Source organism: Armatimonadota bacterium, assembly GCA_016125185.1.
Classification (GTDB): Bacteria; Armatimonadota; Fimbriimonadia; order Fimbriimonadales; family Fimbriimonadaceae; genus Fimbriimonas.
The window spans coordinates 22,175-41,563 of sequence record WGMG01000002.1 but is presented as its reverse complement, the minus strand read 5'-3'; the positions used below and the strand labels follow the sequence as shown (position 1 = coordinate 41,563).

Below are 19,389 nucleotides of genomic sequence, written 5' to 3'. Positions count from 1 at the left end.
TATAATGCCAGATAAGGCCATGGCACTGACAGTTCGGGATAAAGTTGCCCATCTGTACCGCCGCTTTTCCTTCGGCGGGACACTTCAGGAGATTGACGAGGGGACCCAAGTCGGCGTCGATGCGACGATCAAAAAGCTCGTCGAGTACGACACGATCCCCTACAACTATCCCATTCATCCCTATGAGTTCGCCTGGAACCTGGATGACAAGGATGCCGAGCCTGGAACCTACCGCTTCCGCCTTTGGTGGGTCCTGGCCATGGCCGCGACCAACCGACCCCTGCAGGAAAAGCTCGCCCTCTTCTGGCACTCGCACTTTGCCGTCAGCGAAAAGAAAGTCGAAAACGGCATGATGATGCTGGACTATGTCCAGGTGCTCCGCAACGGCGCGAACGGCAGTTTTGGCGACTTACTCAAGAACATTGCGACCCTCCCCGCGATGATGCGCTACCTCGATACCGAGCGCACGCTCCGCGGCCACCCCAACGAGAACTTCGCCCGCGAGGTCATGGAACTCTTCACGATGGGAATCGGCAACTACACCGAGACCGACGTAAAGGAGATTTCGCGTGCCCTCACCGGCTGGGGCATGATCGACACTTATTGGGAAAGCGGCAAGACCAACACGGAGCGCCTGATGGCCATCTACCGCGACAAACGACCGGCGTCCGCCTACTGCTACATGCCTGCCATGCGCGACAACGACGAGAAGACCATCCTCGGCAAAACAAAAGATTTCGATGGCTACGAAGTCCTCGACCTTCTCGCCAATCACCCCGCCACCGCCAAATTTATCTGCAAAAAGCTGTGGGAGTTCTTCGCTTACGAGGACCCAGAAGACGCAGTCGTCAATCGTCTGGCTTCGACGTTCACCAAGTCGAAGGGCAGCATCAAGCAGGTCATGTACGCCATCGCCCACTCGCCCGAGTTTTACGGCGATAAGTGCTACCTCAAAGGCTACAAGAGTCCGGCTGATTACATCATCGGTTCCGTTCGCCAAATGCATCTCGGCGACGAACTGATGAAAATGCGCCCGAAGGATTCCAACCCCACCACGCCGATTCCTCGAATGCTCATCGACCAAGCCGTGACCATGACCTACTTCATGGCCCGTGCTGGACTCGACATCTGCTACCCCGACGACGTCAGCGGCTGGAAGTGGGGCAAAGACTGGATCAACTCGGCCACCATGACCGCCCGCATGTCCTATAACGGCATGATGATTTGGGACAAAAAAGGACCCTACATCGCCTCCAACACAACCCAGGCGATGATGGCTGCCGCCAACCCCGCAACCCCCGAAGACGCCGCCAACCGATTCAAGCAGATGTTCGACCTCCATCTCTCGCCCGCTGCGGATGCCCAATTGCTGGGCGTCTTCCAAAAACACGGCGCAAAGGTTTACGAGAACGCCAACAACTGGTCGGGAATCTTGTATTACTGCCTAAAAATGTTGAGTGCCTGCCCGGATATGCACATCTGCTAGGCAGTAAACTACCGTCCTAATGAGTCCCCTCCGTGTCGGCATTGTGGGTGCCGGAAATATCAGCGCAATCTACTGCGAAAACCTGAGCAAGTTTCCGTCTATCGACTTGGTGGCAATCTCCGACCTCGACGAACCTCGCGCTCAGACGCAGGCCGAGAAGTACGACATCGAAGCTCGTTCCGTCGATGCTCTGCTTGGTGCATCCGACATCGACCTCGTCCTGAACATCACGATTCCCAAGGCTCACGGCGAAGTCGCCCTCGCCGCCCTTTCTGCAGGCAAGCACGTCTACAACGAAAAGCCTTTAGCCATTCACCGCGATGTCTGCGAGCAGATGCTCGCCGTTGCCGGCCAAAAGGGTCTTCGCGTCGGATGCGCCCCGGACACCTTCCTTGGTGCCGGTCACCAGCGCGTCCGCAAGCTCATCGACGACGGTGCGATCGGCGTTCCCGTCGCCGTCCATGGATTCATGACCTCGCGCGGCGTCGAATCCTGGCATCCGAACCCCGAATTTTTCTACAAGCCCGGCGCTGGCCCCATGCTCGATATGGGACCGTACTACCTGACCGCGTTCGTCAACCTGTTCGGCGCGATCTCCCGACTGGCCTCGGTCACTCGCACGACCTTCCCCGAGCGAACCATCACCTCCGAGCCCCACAAAGGCGAGGTCATCAAGGTCGAAACCCCGACCACCTTCGTTGCTGCCATGCAATTCGCTAGCGGTGTCGTCGGCCAGCTCACGACGTCGTTCGACACCCACAGCTTCCCGGGCCAGCCTAACATCGTGGTGTACGGATCGGAGGGCACGATGATCGTCCCCGACCCCAACTCCTTCAACGGCTGGAACGAGCCTTCTTCGAAGATCACGATCCGCCGTGGCAATGGCGATGAGGAAATTTACATTTCCGATCAGCCGTTCAAGATGAACTCGCGAGGCCTCGGAATCCTCGACATCGCTCATGCTATTTCCGAAGATCGACCACACCGGGCCAGCGGCGCGTTGGCGTTCCACGTGCTGGACGTCATGCTCTCCGCCATCGAGTCGTCTGACGAAAGCCAGTTCATCAATCCGCGAACCCAGCCGGATCGTCCCACACTCATCGGTGACACCGAATTCCTCGAAGAGCGCGACCTGATGGGCTGATGGGCGACTACCTGACGACCGTCGACTGGAAGGGAGGAATGGCGTTCGAAGCCGTTCCCCCCAGCGGTCGCAAGCTCCTGATGGACGCTTGGGAGGAGGACGGTGGCAATCTCACCGGCCCGACTCCGGTCGAAACCCTGCTCAGCGCTATCGCCGGCTGTTCCGCGATGGACGTCATCTCGATCCTCCATAAGAAGCGCCAAAAAGTCACTTCCTACCGCGTGGAGGTCGATGGTGAAAGAGGCCCGAAAGGGGTCTACCCCCGCCCGTTCCTCTCGATCACCTTGCGCCACATCGTCAAAGGTGAGAACATCGACCCTGCCGCCGTCGCGCGCGCCGTCGAACTCAGCGACGAAAAGTATTGCACCGTCATCACTACCCTCCGCGCCGCCCCCAAAGTCAGCTCGGAATGGGAAATCGAAGGGTAGAGCCCAGGGGCGAATGGGCGCCCCCAAGAATCCCTCTCCTATTTCTCGCGAAGCGAAAATGGAAGAGGGTTCCACCTGACTTATGTCAGGAGACGGGTGAGGACCAGTCCAACCAGAAAGTTGGGCGAACCTGTTTTACAAACCAAGCGAGCCCTCGCCAAAAAGGTAGAATCTTGTGTGCCCACCCACGTTTTTCCCGGCCCAAAATCCGCCTCGATGCTGGCCGAACTCGGCAAATACGTCATCGCCGAGCCGCACCCCTTTGTCCTCGATCTCGAGCGATGCCAAGGCATGACGCTCGTCACCGTTGACGGTCAAAAACTCTTCGACTGGGCGGGCTTCTACGGCTCAAAACTCCTTGGCCACAACCACCCTGGCCTATACGAGCCCGAATATCTCAAGCGGTTGTCTCGCGCCGCGAACAACAAGGTCGCCAACCCCGACTTCCTCACCCAAGAGTGCCTCGATTACTACCGACTGGTGTATGAAAACGCCCCCGAGGTCATGCAGAATGACTCGCTGGAGGTCTACGTCGTCAACTCCGGTGCCGAGGCGGTCGAAAATATGATGAAGTACCTGGTCGCCAAGTACAACCAGAAGTGCCTCCGCGCTGGACGAATGCCTGGCAGCCGAAGATTCCTCTACTTCGACCGCGCCTTCCACGGCCGCACCGTCTTCGCCCTCGGCGTCACCCAGACGATGGATCCCGTCGCCACCAAGGACTTTGTCGGCCTCGCTTCCGGCGGCAACATGAAGCTCTCGTTCCCTCAATACAACTCGGATCGCCCCCACGAAGAGAACCTAGAAAGCGTGAAGCGAAGTCTGGAGCAGGTCGAAGCCGTCCTCCAGCACATGGCCGACGACATCGTCGGCATCATCGTCGAACCGATTCAGGGCGCGGGCGGAAACCGCGTCGCCCTTCCCGAATTCTTCCGGGGCCTCTCTCGCCTGACCGAGGAGTACGGCGTCTACCTCGGCTTCGATGAAGTGCAGACCGGCCTCGGCGCGACCGGCAAGATGTGGGCGATCGACCATTTCAACCTGCCGTATCCTCCGATGGCCGTCGCCAGCGGCAAGAAGTGGGGCAACGGCCTCGTCTACATGCGGGAACCGCTCGACGACATTGGCGTGCTCGACTCCACCTGGGGCGGGACCCTCGCCGACATGGTCCGGGTCTGTCGCGAGGTCGAAATTGTCAAGCAAGAAGGTCTCATCGACCGAGCCGCCGTCCTCGGCGACCGCCTCAACCACGGCCTCAAAGAGGTCATCGCTCAGTTCGACTTCGCCTGGAACGTCCGTGGCATGGGGCTCTACCAAGGCTTCTCGCTCGATACCGCCGAACGCAAGGCCAAGCTCATCAAAACCGCCCGCGACGAGTTCGGTTTGCTCCTATTGGGGGCAGGAAATCGAAGTATTCGAACTCGACCCAACCTTAGTGTCGTAGAAAATGAGGTCGATCGATTCTTGAGCTTGCTCGCACAGGCGCTGGACAAGGTACGGTGAAGCCGATTCCGACGCGATAGGACAAAGCATGCTCTTCTCTCGACAGATGATTTTGGCTGGTCTCGCCGGCGTATTCCTCGTAGCGAATATCGTCTCGGGACTCCCCATCTTTGCCTACATCGCCATTGTCCTCGGCGCGATCGACGCAATTCCCGCCGCGTGGGAAACCCTCCGCGAACGGCGCCTCGATGTCGAAACCCTCATGCTCGTCGCTGCCGTCGGTTCGATCCTCCTCGGAAGACCAACCGAGGCCGCCGTCCTGCTCTTCCTCTTCTCGCTGTCCAAGGCGCTGGAAGACCTCACGATGGCCCGAACCCGCAATGCCATCGACGCCCTCATTCGACTGCGCCCCTCGCGCGCGACCGTCGTTCGTGACGGCAAAGAAATCGAAGTCGCCGTCGAAGAAATCCAACTGGATGACACGGTCTTGTTGCCCGGCTTCATCACCGCACCAGTCGATGGTATCGTTGTTGCCGGTGCAGGAGCCGTAGATAACAGCGCCCTCACCGGCGAATCTCACCCGATCTCGGTCGAGCCCGGCTCCACCATCCTTGCTGGTGCCCGCAACCTCGAATTCGGACTCTCGTTCCGGGCCACTTCCACCGTGGCCGACTCGACCTTACAAAAGGTCGTGGACCTCGTCACCCAAGCCCAGGAGAACCAGGGAAGCGGTGAGCGCGCCAGCCGCTGGTTTGGCGAGCGCTACACGTGGTTCGTCCTCTCCGCGAGCATTGTGATGTTCCTCGTCAAGCTCGCCTTCCACGTCCATCCTCGCGACGCGGTCTACTCCTCGTTAACTCTTCTGGTCGCCCTTAGTCCATGCGCCCTCGTCATCTCCGTACCCGCCGCCGCCCTTAGTGCGATGGGTTGGGCCGCCCGAAACGGCATCCTCGTTCGTGGGGGAGAGTTCATCGAGAAGGCCGGACAAGTGACCGCCATCACGTTCGACAAGACCGGCACGCTAACTAGCGGTAAGCCTCAACTCGTCGAAATCTGCCTGTGCGACGAGGACCCGTCCACCCAGTGTCAAGAAGCCGATGTCTGCTGGAGCGGCAAGGGCGAAATGTCCGATGAATCCAAGCGGATTCTCGCGCTGGCCGCCGCTGCCGAATCGCAAAGCGAGCACCCCGTCGCCCACGCCCTACGCGAATCTGCCGACCGCAACCATGTTCAAACCCTGGTAGCTGAGCAGGTTGAAACCGTTCCCGGTCTGGGTATCCGCGCCGTGGTCAGCGGTAAGCGAATCGAAATCGGCCAACCCAAGATGTTCGTGAGCGTGATGCCCGGCGAGTTCCGCCGCCACGTCGAGATCATCCAGAGCAACGGCTGGACCGTCGCCGTCATTGCGGTCGATGGCAAGCTCGCCGCCCTCGGTTTCGAGGACTCCCCGCGCGAAACCGCCAAGTTTGTTCTCGCTCTCCTCAACAAAATGGGCCTGAAAAATCTCACGATGCTAACCGGCGACAATGAGCGAACCGCCTCCCGCGTCGCGGGTGAGCTTGGCCTCCCGAACTATCGTGCCGAGCTAATGCCGGGCGATAAAGTGACGGCTATCGAAGAGATCGCCGCCGAAGAAAAGGTGATGATGGTCGGTGACGGAATCAACGATGCCCCCGCCCTCACCAAAGCCTACGTGGGTGTCGCCATGGGCGGACTCGGAAGCGACATCGCCCTCAACGCCGCCGATATCGTGCTCATGAAAGATCGCCTGGAATCCGTGCCCGAGGTCATCGCCCTTGGGAAGCGCACCAACGGCATCATCAAAGCGAATCTGTTCATCGGCGGGGTCGTCATCGCCACCCTGACTCTCACCTCGCTCATCGGCATCCTTCCTCTCCCCGTCGCCGTCGTCGGCCACGAAGGCTCAACCCTTGTCGTCATCCTCAACGGCCTCCGCCTCCTTAGCGGCCCAAAAATGAGAGCCGCCTAAGCTAGCAAAAATAGAAGACTCCACGCACGTCTCGCTCACACAAGCTCTTAGCCAAAGGACGTCTATTAAAGCCTGATCCGCTAACAGAATCAGTGCCCGTTATGCACGTCAGATAACCCACCAGCATAGGGCTGTAAGCCCGTAATAATTTAGCCCAGCCAGAAGGGCTGGGTGGAAAGAAAGAGTAAGCAAAAGTCCAAGGAGCGCCTCGTCCGCCATAGCCTCAGCGAAGGCGGAAGCGACCCCGCCATTATGGCGGCCACGAGACTACAAAACCTCGATCAGGTCAGGTTTCGTAATCCTATGAAACCACTTTCCCCAATATAATCGGCGTCTGAGGTTTCGCCGCCTCGACATTCTCGTCAGTCGCCGGACGGAAGTACGGAACCAGCGTAATCGTCCCGCTGTGGTGAATTTCGATCACCGCAAACCCAAACGTCTTCTCCGCAGGCTTCCAGTCGTCCTCCAATGGACTCCCGCCGTTCCCGGCGATGATCTGCCACGGTCGTGTCCCTCCCACTTTCGTCACATCCCAGGCGTGAACGTGAGCGCATAGGTACCCAATCACATTCGGGTTCGTCTGGATCTCCGCGATCATCTCACTGCCCGAATCCTTCTCAATCGGGGAGTCGCCTTTCGATGTCACGCCATCAACCAGGTTACGATGCCCGAGAATGAAGATCGTCTTATCGTGCTTCGTCGCCAAGTCCAGGTCGTTCTTCAGCCACTTGGACGGCACCGCCGCAATGCGGCCATCTTCGGTGTGTGTGTCCGTGTTCAGACACACAAAGTGAAGGTTCCCCTTGTCGAACGAATAGTTCAGCCGCGACTGATCGTCGGCAAGCTTGTCTTCGCCGCCGGCCATCGGTCCATTCGGCGTAGTTGGCGGTAGGTTGTTGGCCTTCAGCCAACTGTTCCACATCTCCGTCGTGTAAGGGCTCGAGACCTTTCCGTCCTTTGTTTTGCGAAGCATCTCGTGGTTGCCCGGTAGCGGAAACATCTCGACCTTCCCATTCAGCGGTGACTTCCGATACTCCGAAATCCAGGCGTCCAGCTGGCCGCGCGTCTCCTCGCCCTGGTCGTCCTTGTAGCCCAGCACCAAATCGCCGGTCATAAACAGCAGCTTGGGCATTGGTTTGATATTCGCGATGTCCTGAAAGCTCTGTTGTAGCTGAGGCAAATTGGCCGAACTGGGGTTCTTCTTCTTGTGCCAAGCATCCTTGTCAACCCGATTGCATCCAAAAAAAGCAAAAGAGTATTCGACGGGATCATCTTGAATAGGGGCAACGAGCGTAGGAAGAATCGCGAATAGGCCAATCATGACTTTCGTAAGCGATTGTGTGATCCAACTGTAAAGAAACCGTTAAGAAGATATGATGGTGAGATGCTCGAAATCCGATTGGTAACCGCCGATGATGCTGAAGATTACCAACGACTCCGGTTGGAGGCTTTGGAGACTCAGCCGCTGGCATTTGCCTCCGACGTTGAGTCTTTTTCGAAGAGATCCATCGAGGAGATAGGTGCCATGTTCACCAAGGAGCCTAGCGAAGGCTTCACTTTGGGAGCTTGGCTCGACGGAGAATTCGTCGGTACCGTCGCACTTAGCCGCCCGCAAGGGCCGAAATTTCGGCACGATGGTTACTTGGTGGCTATGTATGTTACCGACAAAGTCCGTGGAAAGGGAATCGGACGCCAACTAGTGGACGAACTGATCCAGCGGGCTCGGGCCATTGAGGGCCTAGAACGGATTTCCTTGTCCGTTTCAACTTGCCAAACGTCGGCCGTGCATCTCTACCATTCGGCGGGGTTCGAAACCTGGGGTCACGAAAAGCGCGCGATGAAGGTCGGCGACACGTATACCGATTTCGAACACATGGTCCGCTGGCTAACATAAAGTTCTACGGAGCCTAACGATCAAGGCAACAGCTTAGCCGTAGATTCATGACCACATGCAACGGCGACCTGCTTCGCGGTGAAGCCGCCATTAGTGACGGCCTTGGTATCAGCGCCAGCTTTCAGCAGAAGTTTTACGGCGTCGTCGTTTCCGAACGAAGCTGCTTCGATTAATGGCGTGAAGCCATCGACGTTTTTTGCATTGATCTGAGCGCCCCGGTCCAGTAATAGCTGGATACAACTTGTCGATCCATTTGTCGCCGCGTAATGCAAGGGGGTATTGAGCGCGCGATCGGACACGTTGGCATCGACTTTGTTTTTCACCATGGCAGCCAGCCCTCCATAGCTACCTGTGACTGCGCATTGGTAGACGGTACTGCACGAAGGCCGACAGGAAACCGCAGAATAGAATGCTAGCAAAATCAGACCGAGCCAAGTGAATCTTTTACCCATCTCCCAAAGGTCCACGAGAGTTTCGCCGTCCGTCTGGCCAAAGCAAACCGCTCCAACAAGTTGCCATTTCTAAGCATGGTACTTCGACTCGACAGGTTACTCGCTAAGCAGTATGCGCGCCTTTGGTTCTAGCTAACAGACTTTAAGCGACAAAACTCGCGCACCAAATGAGTGATCGTAAAGAGTTGTTTGAGGAGGTGGGACGACTGGGAGCTATGAGCGTCTCGCCCGCACAGCCAATTCTTGCCCCAAAAGGTCCATTGGGCCGCACGATTTCGGACGTCAGGAAAGCGAGGTGTTCAGCACATTTCCCCTCCAAAGATGGGAGGGGTGACGCGAAGCGGCGGGGTGGATGGCTAGAACTCCATCGAAAAGGAAGAACTGAAAAGGCAGAGGGGCCCCAAACGACTTATTCGAAAGTCAAAACTAACTTCGGACGCACGCTCTCGTCCTTGTTGTCTCTCGAATACAGCCGATAAACTCCCGAACGCCCTTGGTTCGAAGGATCATATTTGCTCGTCAAAGCAAAGTACATCGGCTTCTTATCCTTTGCCGCCGCCGCAAAAGCGTCGCCGAACTTCGACGTCTTGCCCATCAAATCGACCCGAATCTCTAAATCCTTCGCATCGGCCGAACCTGAAACCGCCCCAATGATGCCCGTTCCGAATATTTCCGGCATCGGCACCACGGTCGAAGCCACGTCATAAGACCATTCACGCTCCGTAAACGTCCCCTTCAAAGGTCGAACCTCAAGGGGCCAATCTTTCGCCGCAGGATTGATTTCCGGGCTTCCCATCGGCTTCAATATCATGGTTGCGCCCACAAGCTTTTTTCCGGCCGGAATCTGGTCCAAGCTGAACCGGAGATAGCTGTAGCTGCAACTTTCCGCGTCGTCGGGGTTATCCGCAATCGCTTTCCCGCCGACACCCCACGCCATTAAGTAAGGCTCGCCCGCCGCATCCGACGAGTGAGCATAGACCCAGACGTCCTGATCTGCCGTCAAAGAGACGGTGTCGGCAGGCACGCGCAGGTTCGAAAGCACGAGGGCAGCGGCAACGGAAATCATAATCTCTATCATACTTAACGAGTAGGAAATGCGAGAGGTACGCGCGCTCCGAATACTGGAATTCCAAACGATCCGAGATCGTTTGGTCGCGTGCTGCCAAACCGAGATGGGCCGAACCGCCGCCGAGTCGATCCTGCCCGAATTCGACGAGGAATCCGTTTGGGGGCTCCTCGACCAAACGCTTGAGGCCTTTGACCTCCTCGGCACCTCGCCGCCCCCTTCCCTCGCCGGCGTCTACGACGTCCGAAACTCGGCCAAGCTCGCTGCCAAAGGCGGTCTCATTCCCGGCGACCACCTCCACCGAATCGGCGTCGCCCTCTCCGCCACCAACGCGTTCAAGAGCTACCTCGACGCCACCGAAACCGCTCACCTGACGACTTTCGCCACTGGACTCTGGCCCGATGTCAAACTCGAAGGTGAACTGCTTTACAGCCTCGACGGCGACGGAACCGTGCGCGACGAAGCGTCCCCCACACTCGCCGACCTTCGTGTCAAAAAGCGCGCCGCCCAAGCCCGCATCGTCGAGCGCATCCAGGCGTACACGACCGGTCGCTTTCGTGACTACCTCAGCGACCCCATCTACACCATTCGTGATGGTCGCTACGTCATTCCCCTCAAAGCCGACCACAAGGGCAAAATCAAGGGCATCGTCCACGACACCAGCGCCACCGGCTCGACCGTTTTTCTGGAACCCGAAGATGTCCTGAATGCCGCTAACGCCGCCCGGCAGGTAGAAGCTCAAGAAGCCGAGGAAGAGAAGCGAATTCTTAAGGTTTTAAGTTCGAAAGTCGGACGAATCGCCGACGAAATCGTCTCGTCGGTAACCCAACTGGGACACCTCGATCTCATCTTCGGCAAGGCTCGACTTGGGGCCGAGATGCGTGCTGGCGTGCCAATTCGTGCCAAAGGCGCCTTCATCGAAATCAAAGGCGGCCGCCACCCACTCCTTGACCGAGAAACGGCAGTTCCGCTCGATTTGGAAGTTGCCGCGGGCTCATCGGTCGTCATCACGGGTCCCAACACCGGCGGCAAAACCGTCGCCATCAAGACCATCGGCCTCTTCGTGGCCATGCTCCAGTGCGGCATGCTCCCGCCCGCCTACCACTGCCGCTTCGGCGCGTTCACCCAGCTATGGGCCGATATCGGCGACGAACAAAGTCTCGAACAGTCGCTGTCCACCTTCAGCGCCCACCTCAAAAACATCGCCTCCGCTCTCAATAACCTCCAGCCCGGCGCACTGGTCTTGCTCGACGAAGTCGGTGCTGGTACCGACCCCGCCGAAGGCGCGGCCCTCGCCCAGGCTTTCCTCCTCGAATTCCACGAAGGCGGCGCGGCCGTCCTCGCCAGCACCCACTATGGTGAGCTCAAAGCCTTCGCTTTCTCCGCCGAAGGCTTTCGTAATGCCTCAATGGAGTTCGATTCCAAATCGCTGAAGCCGACCTACCGCCTCATTCTCGGTGCCGCTGGTGCCAGCCAGGCTCTCAAGATCGCCGAACGGTACGGCATCGACAAACGCGTCGTTGTCCGCGCCGACGCCTGTCTCAGCGAACAGCACAAGGACGTCGCCGAGATGCTCCAAAACCTCGAAAACGCCCAAAAGCAGGCGCGGGTCGCCCAAAGTGAAGCTGACCGACGTATCGCCGAACTCCGCGAGCTCGAAGCCAAAGCCGAACGCAAGCTCAGAGAAGCCGAGGACGTCCGCAAGCGTGCCAATGAGCGGGCCCACGACGCCATAGAAAGCACCCTCCGCGAGATTCGTATTCAAAGCGAAGACATCATCGAGAACCTCAAGAAGCAGGGCGTCAAGACGGACACTATCCAAAAGGCCCGCCAGGACCTGCGGGCCCTCGATGAACTCGGTCGTGGTGTTTCCAGCCAATTCCGGAACCAGGAAAAGGCCCAAGAAGCTCCCCAGAAGCATGTTCTCCGCAAAGGCGACATTGTGCAGGTCCTTGGCATGCAACAAAACGGAACCCTGCTCGAAGACGCCACCGGCAAGGAAGTGATGGTCCAACTCGGCGTGATGAAGATGAAGATCGACGTCCGAAAGCTCCTGCCGACGAACCTCGGCAACAAGCCGCCGACCGCCGGACGCCAGCGAGTCAACCTCGCCAAAACCCTCAACGCCAGGACTGAAATCACTCTGCGAAACAAACGCGCCGAAGACGCGCTTCAAGAGCTGGAGCAATTTATCGATGACGCCATCCTCGGCAACGTGCCGTTCGTCCGTGTGGTCCACGGCAAAGGCGAAGGTATCCTGCGTCAGATCACGCAGGACTACTTGCGCAAGCACAAAGACGTAAAGTCATACCGCGACGGCGATGCCACCGAAGGCGGCCAGGGAGTCACCATTGTCAACTTTAAGTAACGAAGCCGCGACCAATCTTCTTGAACTGGCCCGCGAGGCCCAAAGCCAGGCCTACGCCCCCTACTCAGGCTACAAGGTCGGTGCTGCCATCCTCGCCGCTTCGGGCAAAACTTATGTTGGGGCAAACATCGAAAACGCTTCTTATGGCGACACCATGTGCGCCGAGCGAACCGCCATTGGCGCGATGGTCATGGGCGGCGACACCGAAATTGTTGCCATCGCAGTCGTGACCAAAGACGAGGGCTACCCATGCGGAATATGCCTTCAGGCCATAAATGAATTCGCTCCTAATCCAAAATCCTGCCAAATTGTCGTACCATCTAAAGGCGGATTCTTAACCAGGTCTTTGCACGAGCTCGCACCCTACCTTTGGCGAAGCGATCTCGTCTCAAAAAAAGCGAATCTATGAAGAACCACAGAGTTGTCGCCGGCGTCTTGTTCGCCCTCCTCATCATCGTGCTCAGCGCTTGCGGCGGTGGCGGCGGAGGAGGCGGTACGACCGGTTATGTCGGACCTATCACCAGCATCCGCTTGGAAGCGATCGTCGAGGGCACCTCGACAGTGGTCGACCCCAGCAACATCTTTGTCAACGAACAGGTTCGATTCCGATTGACCGGAATCGACGAAGGAACAATTGGTCAGCCAAGGATTGTCCTGCCGTCTGGCGCATGGACTCTAACCGGCACCCCTGGCGGTACCCTCGCCAGCGACGGTCTCTTCTCCGCCAACTCGACTCCGACCGGCTTCTTTGGGACGGCGAAGGCCACCTTCGAATCCATTAACTACACCTCGTCGGTGCGCGTTGTCGCCCCCGAGGCCATCATGGTCGGCCACGGACGCCTCACCAACGGCAACCCGACCCCCAACGTTCAGATTCAAGCCCTCAATTCGTCGGGCACCGTCGTCGCGACCGGTTTGGTCGGCGCGGACGGCACCATTCGCATGAGCGTGCCGACAACTGCGGTCGCCTTCACCACAGCTTTCCCGAGCGATTACTACGTTCGCCAGTTCTCCTTTGCCGGAAAAGACTATGCCACCACCGTGAACGGATGTTTCGCTCCTCTGCCGACATTCACCCTCGGTCAAACGACTTCTATGTCGACGGATGTAGTCTTTTATTCGACTTTCGACACCTCGCCACCTCCTCCACCGGACGGCTGTAGCTAAAAAAGTCGCAATTCCTAGTACACAAACCGGCTTTTTCTTGGCATAATAAGGCGCGATGAAGCAATTGCGGATGCTTGGTGCGCTTGCGTTTGGACTCTACTTGACCGGTTGCGCAGGTAATGGAACGGCGGTTACCGGAGGGGCGACAGACCCGATCGTGGGTACGCCTCATATCGAAATGATCTACTCGGACGGGTACTTCCCGAATCTTGGTTTGCCAATCTACGGCGATCCGATGAACATCCGAACCGGCGAGCAGGTTCAGTTTGAACTCGTGGGCATCACGGCCTCCGGCGCTCGAAAGGTCGTCACCCCCGACTTCTGGCGAAGCACCGACACGACCAAGACCTTTGGAACGGTTTCTCAGAACACCGGAGTCTTTGTCGCATCCAGCCGACAGACGGACACGTCTCAAGTCATCACCGCTCGCTACAACGGCACCGACATCTCCACGTCATACGCCGTTCGACCCCGACAGATCCGCATCATCGGCTCGCTTCTCGATCGAGTGACTCACCTCCCGATCCAGGGCGTCACGCTGTACTTCTACGACGTGAACGGCAACTATCTTGGCCCGGCTACCACGTCCTACGACGGCTCCTTCCGCGCCGCCATGCCGAATACCGTCGCTCGATTCCAGATCGTGAACGACACGCTGCCGGATGGCTACTATCGAATTTTCCGATTCGATTCGACCCTTCCGATCCAGACGACGATCCCGAACTATCTCAGCAATCGAAATTCGAACGATATTCCGATTGCTGTGGCCTTCGATCAGACGGGTATGCAGTGGCGAGAGTCGGGCATCAACCGACCGTGCCTCCCGCTCCTTTCGTCGTCGTCCTACGCGAACACCGATTACTACCTGCAGAAGCCGGTTATCGTCGCTCCGCTGGGTGATGTTGACGACTTCAACAATCCGATCGACGTGAACACGTTGCCGGAAGGTTGTAGCGTCCCGTAGCTTCACATTAAGTCCAAAGCAACATACGGAATCGTATCAGGGATACGATTCCGTATTTTTTTGCGAAACCATGACGCGCCGCCAGCACGAGGGGTTACCGGGAGTACAATTCTAACATGGGAGAATCGCGTTCGCTAGAACGGGCTGATGCTCGCGAGATGATGCGTGATCCCATGGTCCTGCAAGCCTTGCAGCTTGCCGACCGTTTACGCGAAGTAAAAGGTGAAGCCCTCGAAACCGACGAATACTTCGCCATTTCCGAAGCCACCGGCGTCTCTGAGGAATACATCCGCTTCCTCGAGCAGGATCAGATCAGCCGGTCCGGCAAAAACTTCTTCGATCGCGTTCGCACCCAGTTCTTCTCGCTTGATAGCGACATGCGGCGCTACGTCAGTTCCAGCATCCTCGGCACCTTCTTTGCCCTCTGTTTAACTGGAGGATTCAAGCTCGATGGCCTGACGTCGATTTACCTTCGGTCGAACTACAGCGTTTTTCAAACGATCGCATGCTTGGTCGGGCTTGCCGCTACCTACATCGCCGCGACGGCAAAGAGTGGCCGGTCGGCAGCCATCACCGGTGGAATCTTCGGCGGCATGGCCTACCTGCTCAGCAGTCTGTTCGCCATGGTGATGATGATCCCCAAGATCTGGTTCCCGCCCCCTGTCATTTTCCTAACGACTCTCGGTGGGGCTCTGGCGGGTGCCTTGGTGCACAGTATCTTCTCGTCAACCAAAAAGGGTGACGCCACCCGCAACCGCAACAAGGCACGCCAAACCCTGCTCAAACAGTTGGTTGACCTCCAAGAACAGCTTCGCGAGGGCCAACAAGCTGCGACCTTCCTCAGCCTCGACGTCGTGGGTTCGACGAGGATGAAGCTGGATGCCGATCCTCTTGCCGTCGAGTTCACCTTCACCGAGTACCATAACTTTGTCGAGCGCATCGCCGAAAAGCACTTTGGGAAAATCCACTCCACCGCGGGTGATGGCATAACCGTTGCATTCGAACACCCTCAGAATGCCTTCAATGCGGCGCGACAGATTCAGACCGGCCTTGTGGAGTTCAACGCTTTCCGCAACAAGCTCGACCAACCGCTCCAGTTGCGGGCGGGCATCCACTCCGGTCAAGTGGTGGCTCCCGAGGCGGGCAACATGACGTCGATCAACTTCGCTTCGGTTATCGACATTGCCGCCCACCTGCAGAAGGAATGTCCGGTCGGCGGCGTGGCCGTCAGCGACGCCGCCAGTGGGGCGATTACCGGCGGGGCCTCCTCCATCGGGGCCGATCGAGTGTGCGTCCACGACACATGGGCCACGATCTGGCGTCGAAAGAAGAGTCTCGATCACTTCAAAATGCCCGAAGCCGCCGCCCAAGGCAGCTAGGAGTCCCTACCATGTTTGGCGTAGTGCAGCGACGATTCAAAACCCATCGAGAGTGGGATGAAGTCTGGCATACGCCTGTCGATGTGCCCGCTTTCGTGCGCGATCTTGGCGAGCCTGGCTCGCTTGAAGTCCAATCTACGTTCCATGGAGCCGTCCACTTCCTCGCCGGATATCTCCAGCGATTCGATTTTCGCCTGTTCCGCAACGGCGGTCTCCCCCTCATCGAGCGCCGCACAGGTGCCGTCATCGAAGAAGTGCTGGTCCGCCTCGGACCCAATTCGGTGCGTGGGGCATACCTGCCCATTTCGATGAACATCCACGTATGCCATGAAGGACTGAGACCGATCCGTGAGCGCTATTGGCCAACCGCCGGACGCCCGCCCGTATCGCTCGTGTCTGGCAACATCGGCTTGGTCCAGAATCCGCCGACCCACGACATCTGGAATGTCGCGACCGAAGACGCCCTCGCTGAGATCACCACGTCGTTCCGCAACGACCTCCTGCCGTACCTCGAACTGCTGGCCTCGCCCAACCAACTCCGTCGCGCGGTCTTCGATGGCGAAGCTCCAATGTTCGACCATGCTACCGCCGTCGAGTGGCTCCTGATGGAATTCGGCCGAAGCGACGCCCGCGAGTACATTCGCCAGCTAATGGATGCCGAGGACATCGCGATCCGAGACTTTTGGCATAAGCACGACAAACTCGCCAACCAAACCCAGATCGGCTACATGGCTGGCGACCTCACACACAACCTCGCCGTTATCGCCTTCTCCCACGACATCTGCAAGCGTTGGTTGTACTAGCTTTCAGCCTTCTGCCTTGAGCTGTCGGCCTATAGCATTCTTTCTCCCGCCCTTGCCCACGCTCAGCGCGAAGCGCGAGCCCTAACGAAGCGAACAATATTTTCAAGAAACTCTGAAACTTCGGCGGTAGAATAAACGAAGGAACGAATTGTGAGCATCGCACCAGAACGAATCGTTGGAGAAGAGCTGATCGACATCTACCGAAAGGTCGATAACGGCACCCGACTGAGCTTCGAAGACGGAATGCGTCTCTATAAGACCAAGAACCTGAGCGCGGTCGGCTACATGGCCAACATCATCCGCGAGCGACGCCACGGGGCCAACACCTACTTCGTCGCCAACCAGCACATCAACTACACCAACATCTGCAACAAGTTCTGCAAGTTCTGCTCGTTCTATGCCAAGAAGGGCGGCCCCGCCGCCTACGAAATGTCCATACCCGAGGTCAAAGAACGCCTCCAGTGGCACCGCGACGCCGACCTAACCGAGATCCACATCGTTGGCGGCATCAATCCGCGCCTGCCGTATCAGTACTATATGGACCTCGTCGCCGCGTGTAAGGAAATCCTGCCCGGCGTTCACGTCAAAGCCTTCACCGCCGTCGAGATCACCGAGATCGCCCGTCAAGGCAAAGTCAGCGTCGAGCGAGCCCTCGCCGATCTCATGGAAGCCGGACTCGACTCGCTCCCCGGAGGCGGCATCGAAATTCTCTCCGACCGTGTCCACCAAGAGCTTTTCGGCCGTAAGATCGACGGCGACGAGTGGAAGGAGGTCGCCCGCGCCGCTGCCAAGCTCGGCCTCAAGCAGTACGCAACCATGCTGTACGGTCACATCGAAACCCTTGAGGAGCGCGTCAACCACCTCATCCAACTCCGCGAACTGCAAGACGAAACCGGTCACTTCCTCACGATGACCCCGCTCAGCTTCCACCCAGAGAAGACCGAACTCGAGCACATCGCCAAGCCGACCGCCGAAACCGATCTTCGCGGCATCGCTGTTACCCGGCTTATGCTCGACAATTTTGAGCACATCAAGAGCTTTTGGATCATGAACACCGCGCCCGTCACCCAGATGGCGCTGTGGTACGGTGCCGACGACACCGACGGCTTCGTCCACGAGTACGAGATCACCTACAAAGACGGCGAGTTCGGCAACAAGAAGCAGGTTCTGACGCGCCAAAACATGGTGCGCCTCATCGAAGAAGTCGACCGAATCCCGATCGAGCGCGACTCGCTTTATAACGAAATCAAGCGCGATTTTGTCGCCAAAAAGCCCCTTGCCGGAATCCCCGTCGCCGCTGGCTAGTCGCCCCACGCGGAGGTTGTCAAGGCAGAAAAAGTCCCTTCCTCACTCCGGGAGGAAGGGTGCAGGGATGGAGGGGATAAAGCACCAGTATTGAGGTGAAGAAGCCTTAAGACTGGAGGGCAGGCGTCGCGAAGTCCCCCGAGCATAGTGACGAAGCGGTCAATGGAGGTCGAACACCTGGGAGTTGTGAGCGTCTCGCTCACAGAAAGCCAAATCTCTGTTGGCCCCGAAAATCCTAGCCTTTGGGACCCTATCGCGTGACCGACCACGAAGTGGTCACAGAGCTTAGCTCGGGGCCGAAGACCCCGGGAAAGTTGAACTAGAGAAAAGTCCAAGGAGTCCCGAGCATCGGGACGACCCCGCTAGTACGAACGCCCCCCTAACCGCCCTTCTTCCCCCGAGCAATCTCCTCACCCAACGCATCCAAACGCGCCACCCAAAATCCGCGAAACCGACCCAACCACTCGTCAACCTGCTTCAAAGGCTCCGTCTCGATGCAATACAGCCGTTTTGCCCCGTCCGGGCGCACCGACGCAAACCCAGAATCCCGCAACACCCGAAGGTGTTGCGAGACTGCTGCCTGAGTGATCCCAAATTCCTCCTGAATCACCTCGACAATGGAGCCAGAAGCCAGTTCGCCCCCGGTCAGCAATTCCAAAATGCGACGGCGAACCGGGTCGCCGAGCACATCGAAGGCATTCATGCCTCGCCGGTATAAGCCTTCGTCGTCCGCTCCGCCGCCGCATTCGCCTCGTCGGGAGGCGTCCCAAAGGCAATCGAGGCGTCCGCCCAGTACTGGCTGGTCTGCCGGGTGTAGCTCTTGCCCTCGTCCGACATCATCCAAGCCATGCCGTCGGCGCCCGCCACCATACCACCCGTCATCAAGTGCTTCGCTAGGCCATACAAACCGAATTCCCAGCCAATGCCGACCGCTCCCGGACCGTACTCCTTCCACATCTCGTCAGGCACGCACGCCGAATGTTCCAATGTTAGTTTAGTCTCGTCGTCCACAGTGGCCAACGTGATCACCACCCAACTGACCTGGCCGCCAAACTCCCACGTAACTCGGAAGCGGTTCACCGGATCGCATTCAAGGATTTCGCCACCTGCATTGCCCTCGAACTGGTACCGCCCACCCAACTCAAGATTGCCAGAAATCGGCAGGAACCAATTCGGAATCCGCGCAGGGTTGGTGAGCGCATCCCAAAGGTCGTCCCGCGATGTCGGATACACCCGTTCGATCGTCAGAACCCGAACGTCCTGACCCTCATAGGTCTGCGAGGTGATGCGCCGCGTGGCGTCGCCGAGAAACTGCGTGATGTCGATCTGCATGTCATCATGATACAAACGAGGACTTATATAAGTCAATACTTATATATCCTTATTTCGCATTTCCGAACATAGATGTGGTCACGGCGATTTCCATCCAATCGGCCGGGGCAAGGCCCGATACGATGCAACCAACACAGCCATAACTGCCCTCAACATCAAAGATTTCAC

18 protein-coding genes are annotated in these 19,389 nt (G+C 58.0%); 13 read left to right on the top strand and 5 right to left on the bottom strand.

Translation table 11 applies throughout. From position 1 onward, the window contains the following. Positions 1–4: 4 nt before the first annotated feature. From GC165_03475 to GC165_03455, 5 genes are all read left to right on the top strand, one after another. On the top strand, positions 5–1,486 hold the full coding sequence (locus tag GC165_03475; protein ID MBI1331920.1) for a DUF1800 family protein: 1,482 nt from the start codon (positions 5–7) through the stop codon (positions 1,484–1,486). Positions 1,487–1,505: 19 nt separating this feature from the next. Then, positions 1,506–2,630: a gfo/Idh/MocA family oxidoreductase gene (locus tag GC165_03470; GenBank protein MBI1331919.1), complete on the top strand. Its 1,125-nt coding sequence runs from the start codon at positions 1,506–1,508 to the stop codon at positions 2,628–2,630. Further along, complete coding sequence (locus tag GC165_03465; protein ID MBI1331918.1) at positions 2,630–3,058, top strand: osmotically inducible protein OsmC; 429 nt, start codon at positions 2,630–2,632, stop codon at positions 3,056–3,058. The genes GC165_03470 and GC165_03465 overlap by 1 nt, the downstream gene beginning before the upstream one ends. A gap of 216 nt (positions 3,059–3,274) precedes the next feature. Beyond that, positions 3,275–4,561: an aminotransferase class III-fold pyridoxal phosphate-dependent enzyme gene (locus GC165_03460; GenBank protein MBI1331917.1), complete on the top strand. Its 1,287-nt coding sequence runs from the start codon at positions 3,275–3,277 to the stop codon at positions 4,559–4,561. Between the two features lie 28 nt (positions 4,562–4,589). Further along, complete coding sequence (locus tag GC165_03455) at positions 4,590–6,491, top strand: heavy metal translocating P-type ATPase (protein ID MBI1331916.1); 1,902 nt, start codon at positions 4,590–4,592, stop codon at positions 6,489–6,491. Between the two features lie 301 nt (positions 6,492–6,792). On the opposite strand, the gene GC165_03450 is transcribed toward GC165_03455, so the two are convergent. Further along, positions 6,793–7,812: a hypothetical protein gene (locus GC165_03450; GenBank protein MBI1331915.1), complete on the bottom strand. Its 1,020-nt coding sequence runs from the start codon at positions 7,810–7,812 to the stop codon at positions 6,793–6,795. A 63-nt stretch (positions 7,813–7,875) separates the two neighbouring features. Between GC165_03450 and GC165_03445 the strand changes: the two genes are divergently transcribed. Then, complete coding sequence (locus GC165_03445; GenBank protein ID MBI1331914.1) at positions 7,876–8,385, top strand: GNAT family N-acetyltransferase; 510 nt, start codon at positions 7,876–7,878, stop codon at positions 8,383–8,385. 20 nt (positions 8,386–8,405) lie between these two features. Here GC165_03445 and GC165_03440 read toward each other — a convergent pair whose 3' ends face one another. Then, positions 8,406–8,837 carry a hypothetical protein gene (locus GC165_03440; GenBank protein ID MBI1331913.1) on the bottom strand — a complete coding sequence of 144 codons (432 nt, stop codon included), beginning with the start codon at positions 8,835–8,837 and terminating at the stop codon, positions 8,406–8,408. A 409-nt stretch (positions 8,838–9,246) separates the two neighbouring features. After that, positions 9,247–9,903: a hypothetical protein gene (locus tag GC165_03435; protein MBI1331912.1), complete on the bottom strand. Its 657-nt coding sequence runs from the start codon at positions 9,901–9,903 to the stop codon at positions 9,247–9,249. Between the two features lie 28 nt (positions 9,904–9,931). Between GC165_03435 and GC165_03430 the strand changes: the two genes are divergently transcribed. The 7 genes from GC165_03430 to GC165_03400 all read left to right on the top strand — a co-directional run bounded on the left by GC165_03430 (position 9,932) and on the right by GC165_03400 (position 17,889). Continuing rightward, on the top strand, positions 9,932–12,271 hold the full coding sequence (locus GC165_03430; protein ID MBI1331911.1) for an endonuclease MutS2: 2,340 nt from the start codon (positions 9,932–9,934) through the stop codon (positions 12,269–12,271). After that, a complete protein-coding gene (cdd, locus tag GC165_03425) occupies positions 12,225–12,680 on the top strand; it encodes a cytidine deaminase (GenBank protein MBI1331910.1) in 456 nt (151 codons plus the stop codon). The genes GC165_03430 and cdd overlap by 47 nt, the downstream gene beginning before the upstream one ends. After that, positions 12,677–13,438 carry a hypothetical protein gene (locus GC165_03420; protein MBI1331909.1) on the top strand — a complete coding sequence of 254 codons (762 nt, stop codon included), beginning with the start codon at positions 12,677–12,679 and terminating at the stop codon, positions 13,436–13,438. The genes cdd and GC165_03420 overlap by 4 nt, the downstream gene beginning before the upstream one ends. Before the next feature lie 55 nt (positions 13,439–13,493). Further along, positions 13,494–14,402: a hypothetical protein gene (locus GC165_03415; protein ID MBI1331908.1), complete on the top strand. Its 909-nt coding sequence runs from the start codon at positions 13,494–13,496 to the stop codon at positions 14,400–14,402. A gap of 116 nt (positions 14,403–14,518) precedes the next feature. Next, positions 14,519–15,781, top strand: a complete 1,263-nt coding sequence (locus tag GC165_03410) for a hypothetical protein (GenBank protein ID MBI1331907.1) — start codon at positions 14,519–14,521, stop codon at positions 15,779–15,781. An 11-nt stretch (positions 15,782–15,792) separates the two neighbouring features. Next, positions 15,793–16,584 carry a hypothetical protein gene (locus tag GC165_03405; GenBank protein MBI1331906.1) on the top strand — a complete coding sequence of 264 codons (792 nt, stop codon included), beginning with the start codon at positions 15,793–15,795 and terminating at the stop codon, positions 16,582–16,584. 243 nt (positions 16,585–16,827) lie between these two features. After that, positions 16,828–17,889 carry a CofH family radical SAM protein gene (locus GC165_03400; protein ID MBI1331905.1) on the top strand — a complete coding sequence of 354 codons (1,062 nt, stop codon included), beginning with the start codon at positions 16,828–16,830 and terminating at the stop codon, positions 17,887–17,889. Between the two features lie 379 nt (positions 17,890–18,268). On the opposite strand, the gene GC165_03395 is transcribed toward GC165_03400, so the two are convergent. Then, complete coding sequence (locus GC165_03395; GenBank protein ID MBI1331904.1) at positions 18,269–18,592, bottom strand: metalloregulator ArsR/SmtB family transcription factor; 324 nt, start codon at positions 18,590–18,592, stop codon at positions 18,269–18,271. After that, positions 18,589–19,221, bottom strand: a complete 633-nt coding sequence (locus GC165_03390; GenBank protein ID MBI1331903.1) for a hypothetical protein — start codon at positions 19,219–19,221, stop codon at positions 18,589–18,591. The genes GC165_03395 and GC165_03390 overlap by 4 nt, the downstream gene beginning before the upstream one ends. Between the last annotated feature and the right edge of the window lie 168 nt (positions 19,222–19,389).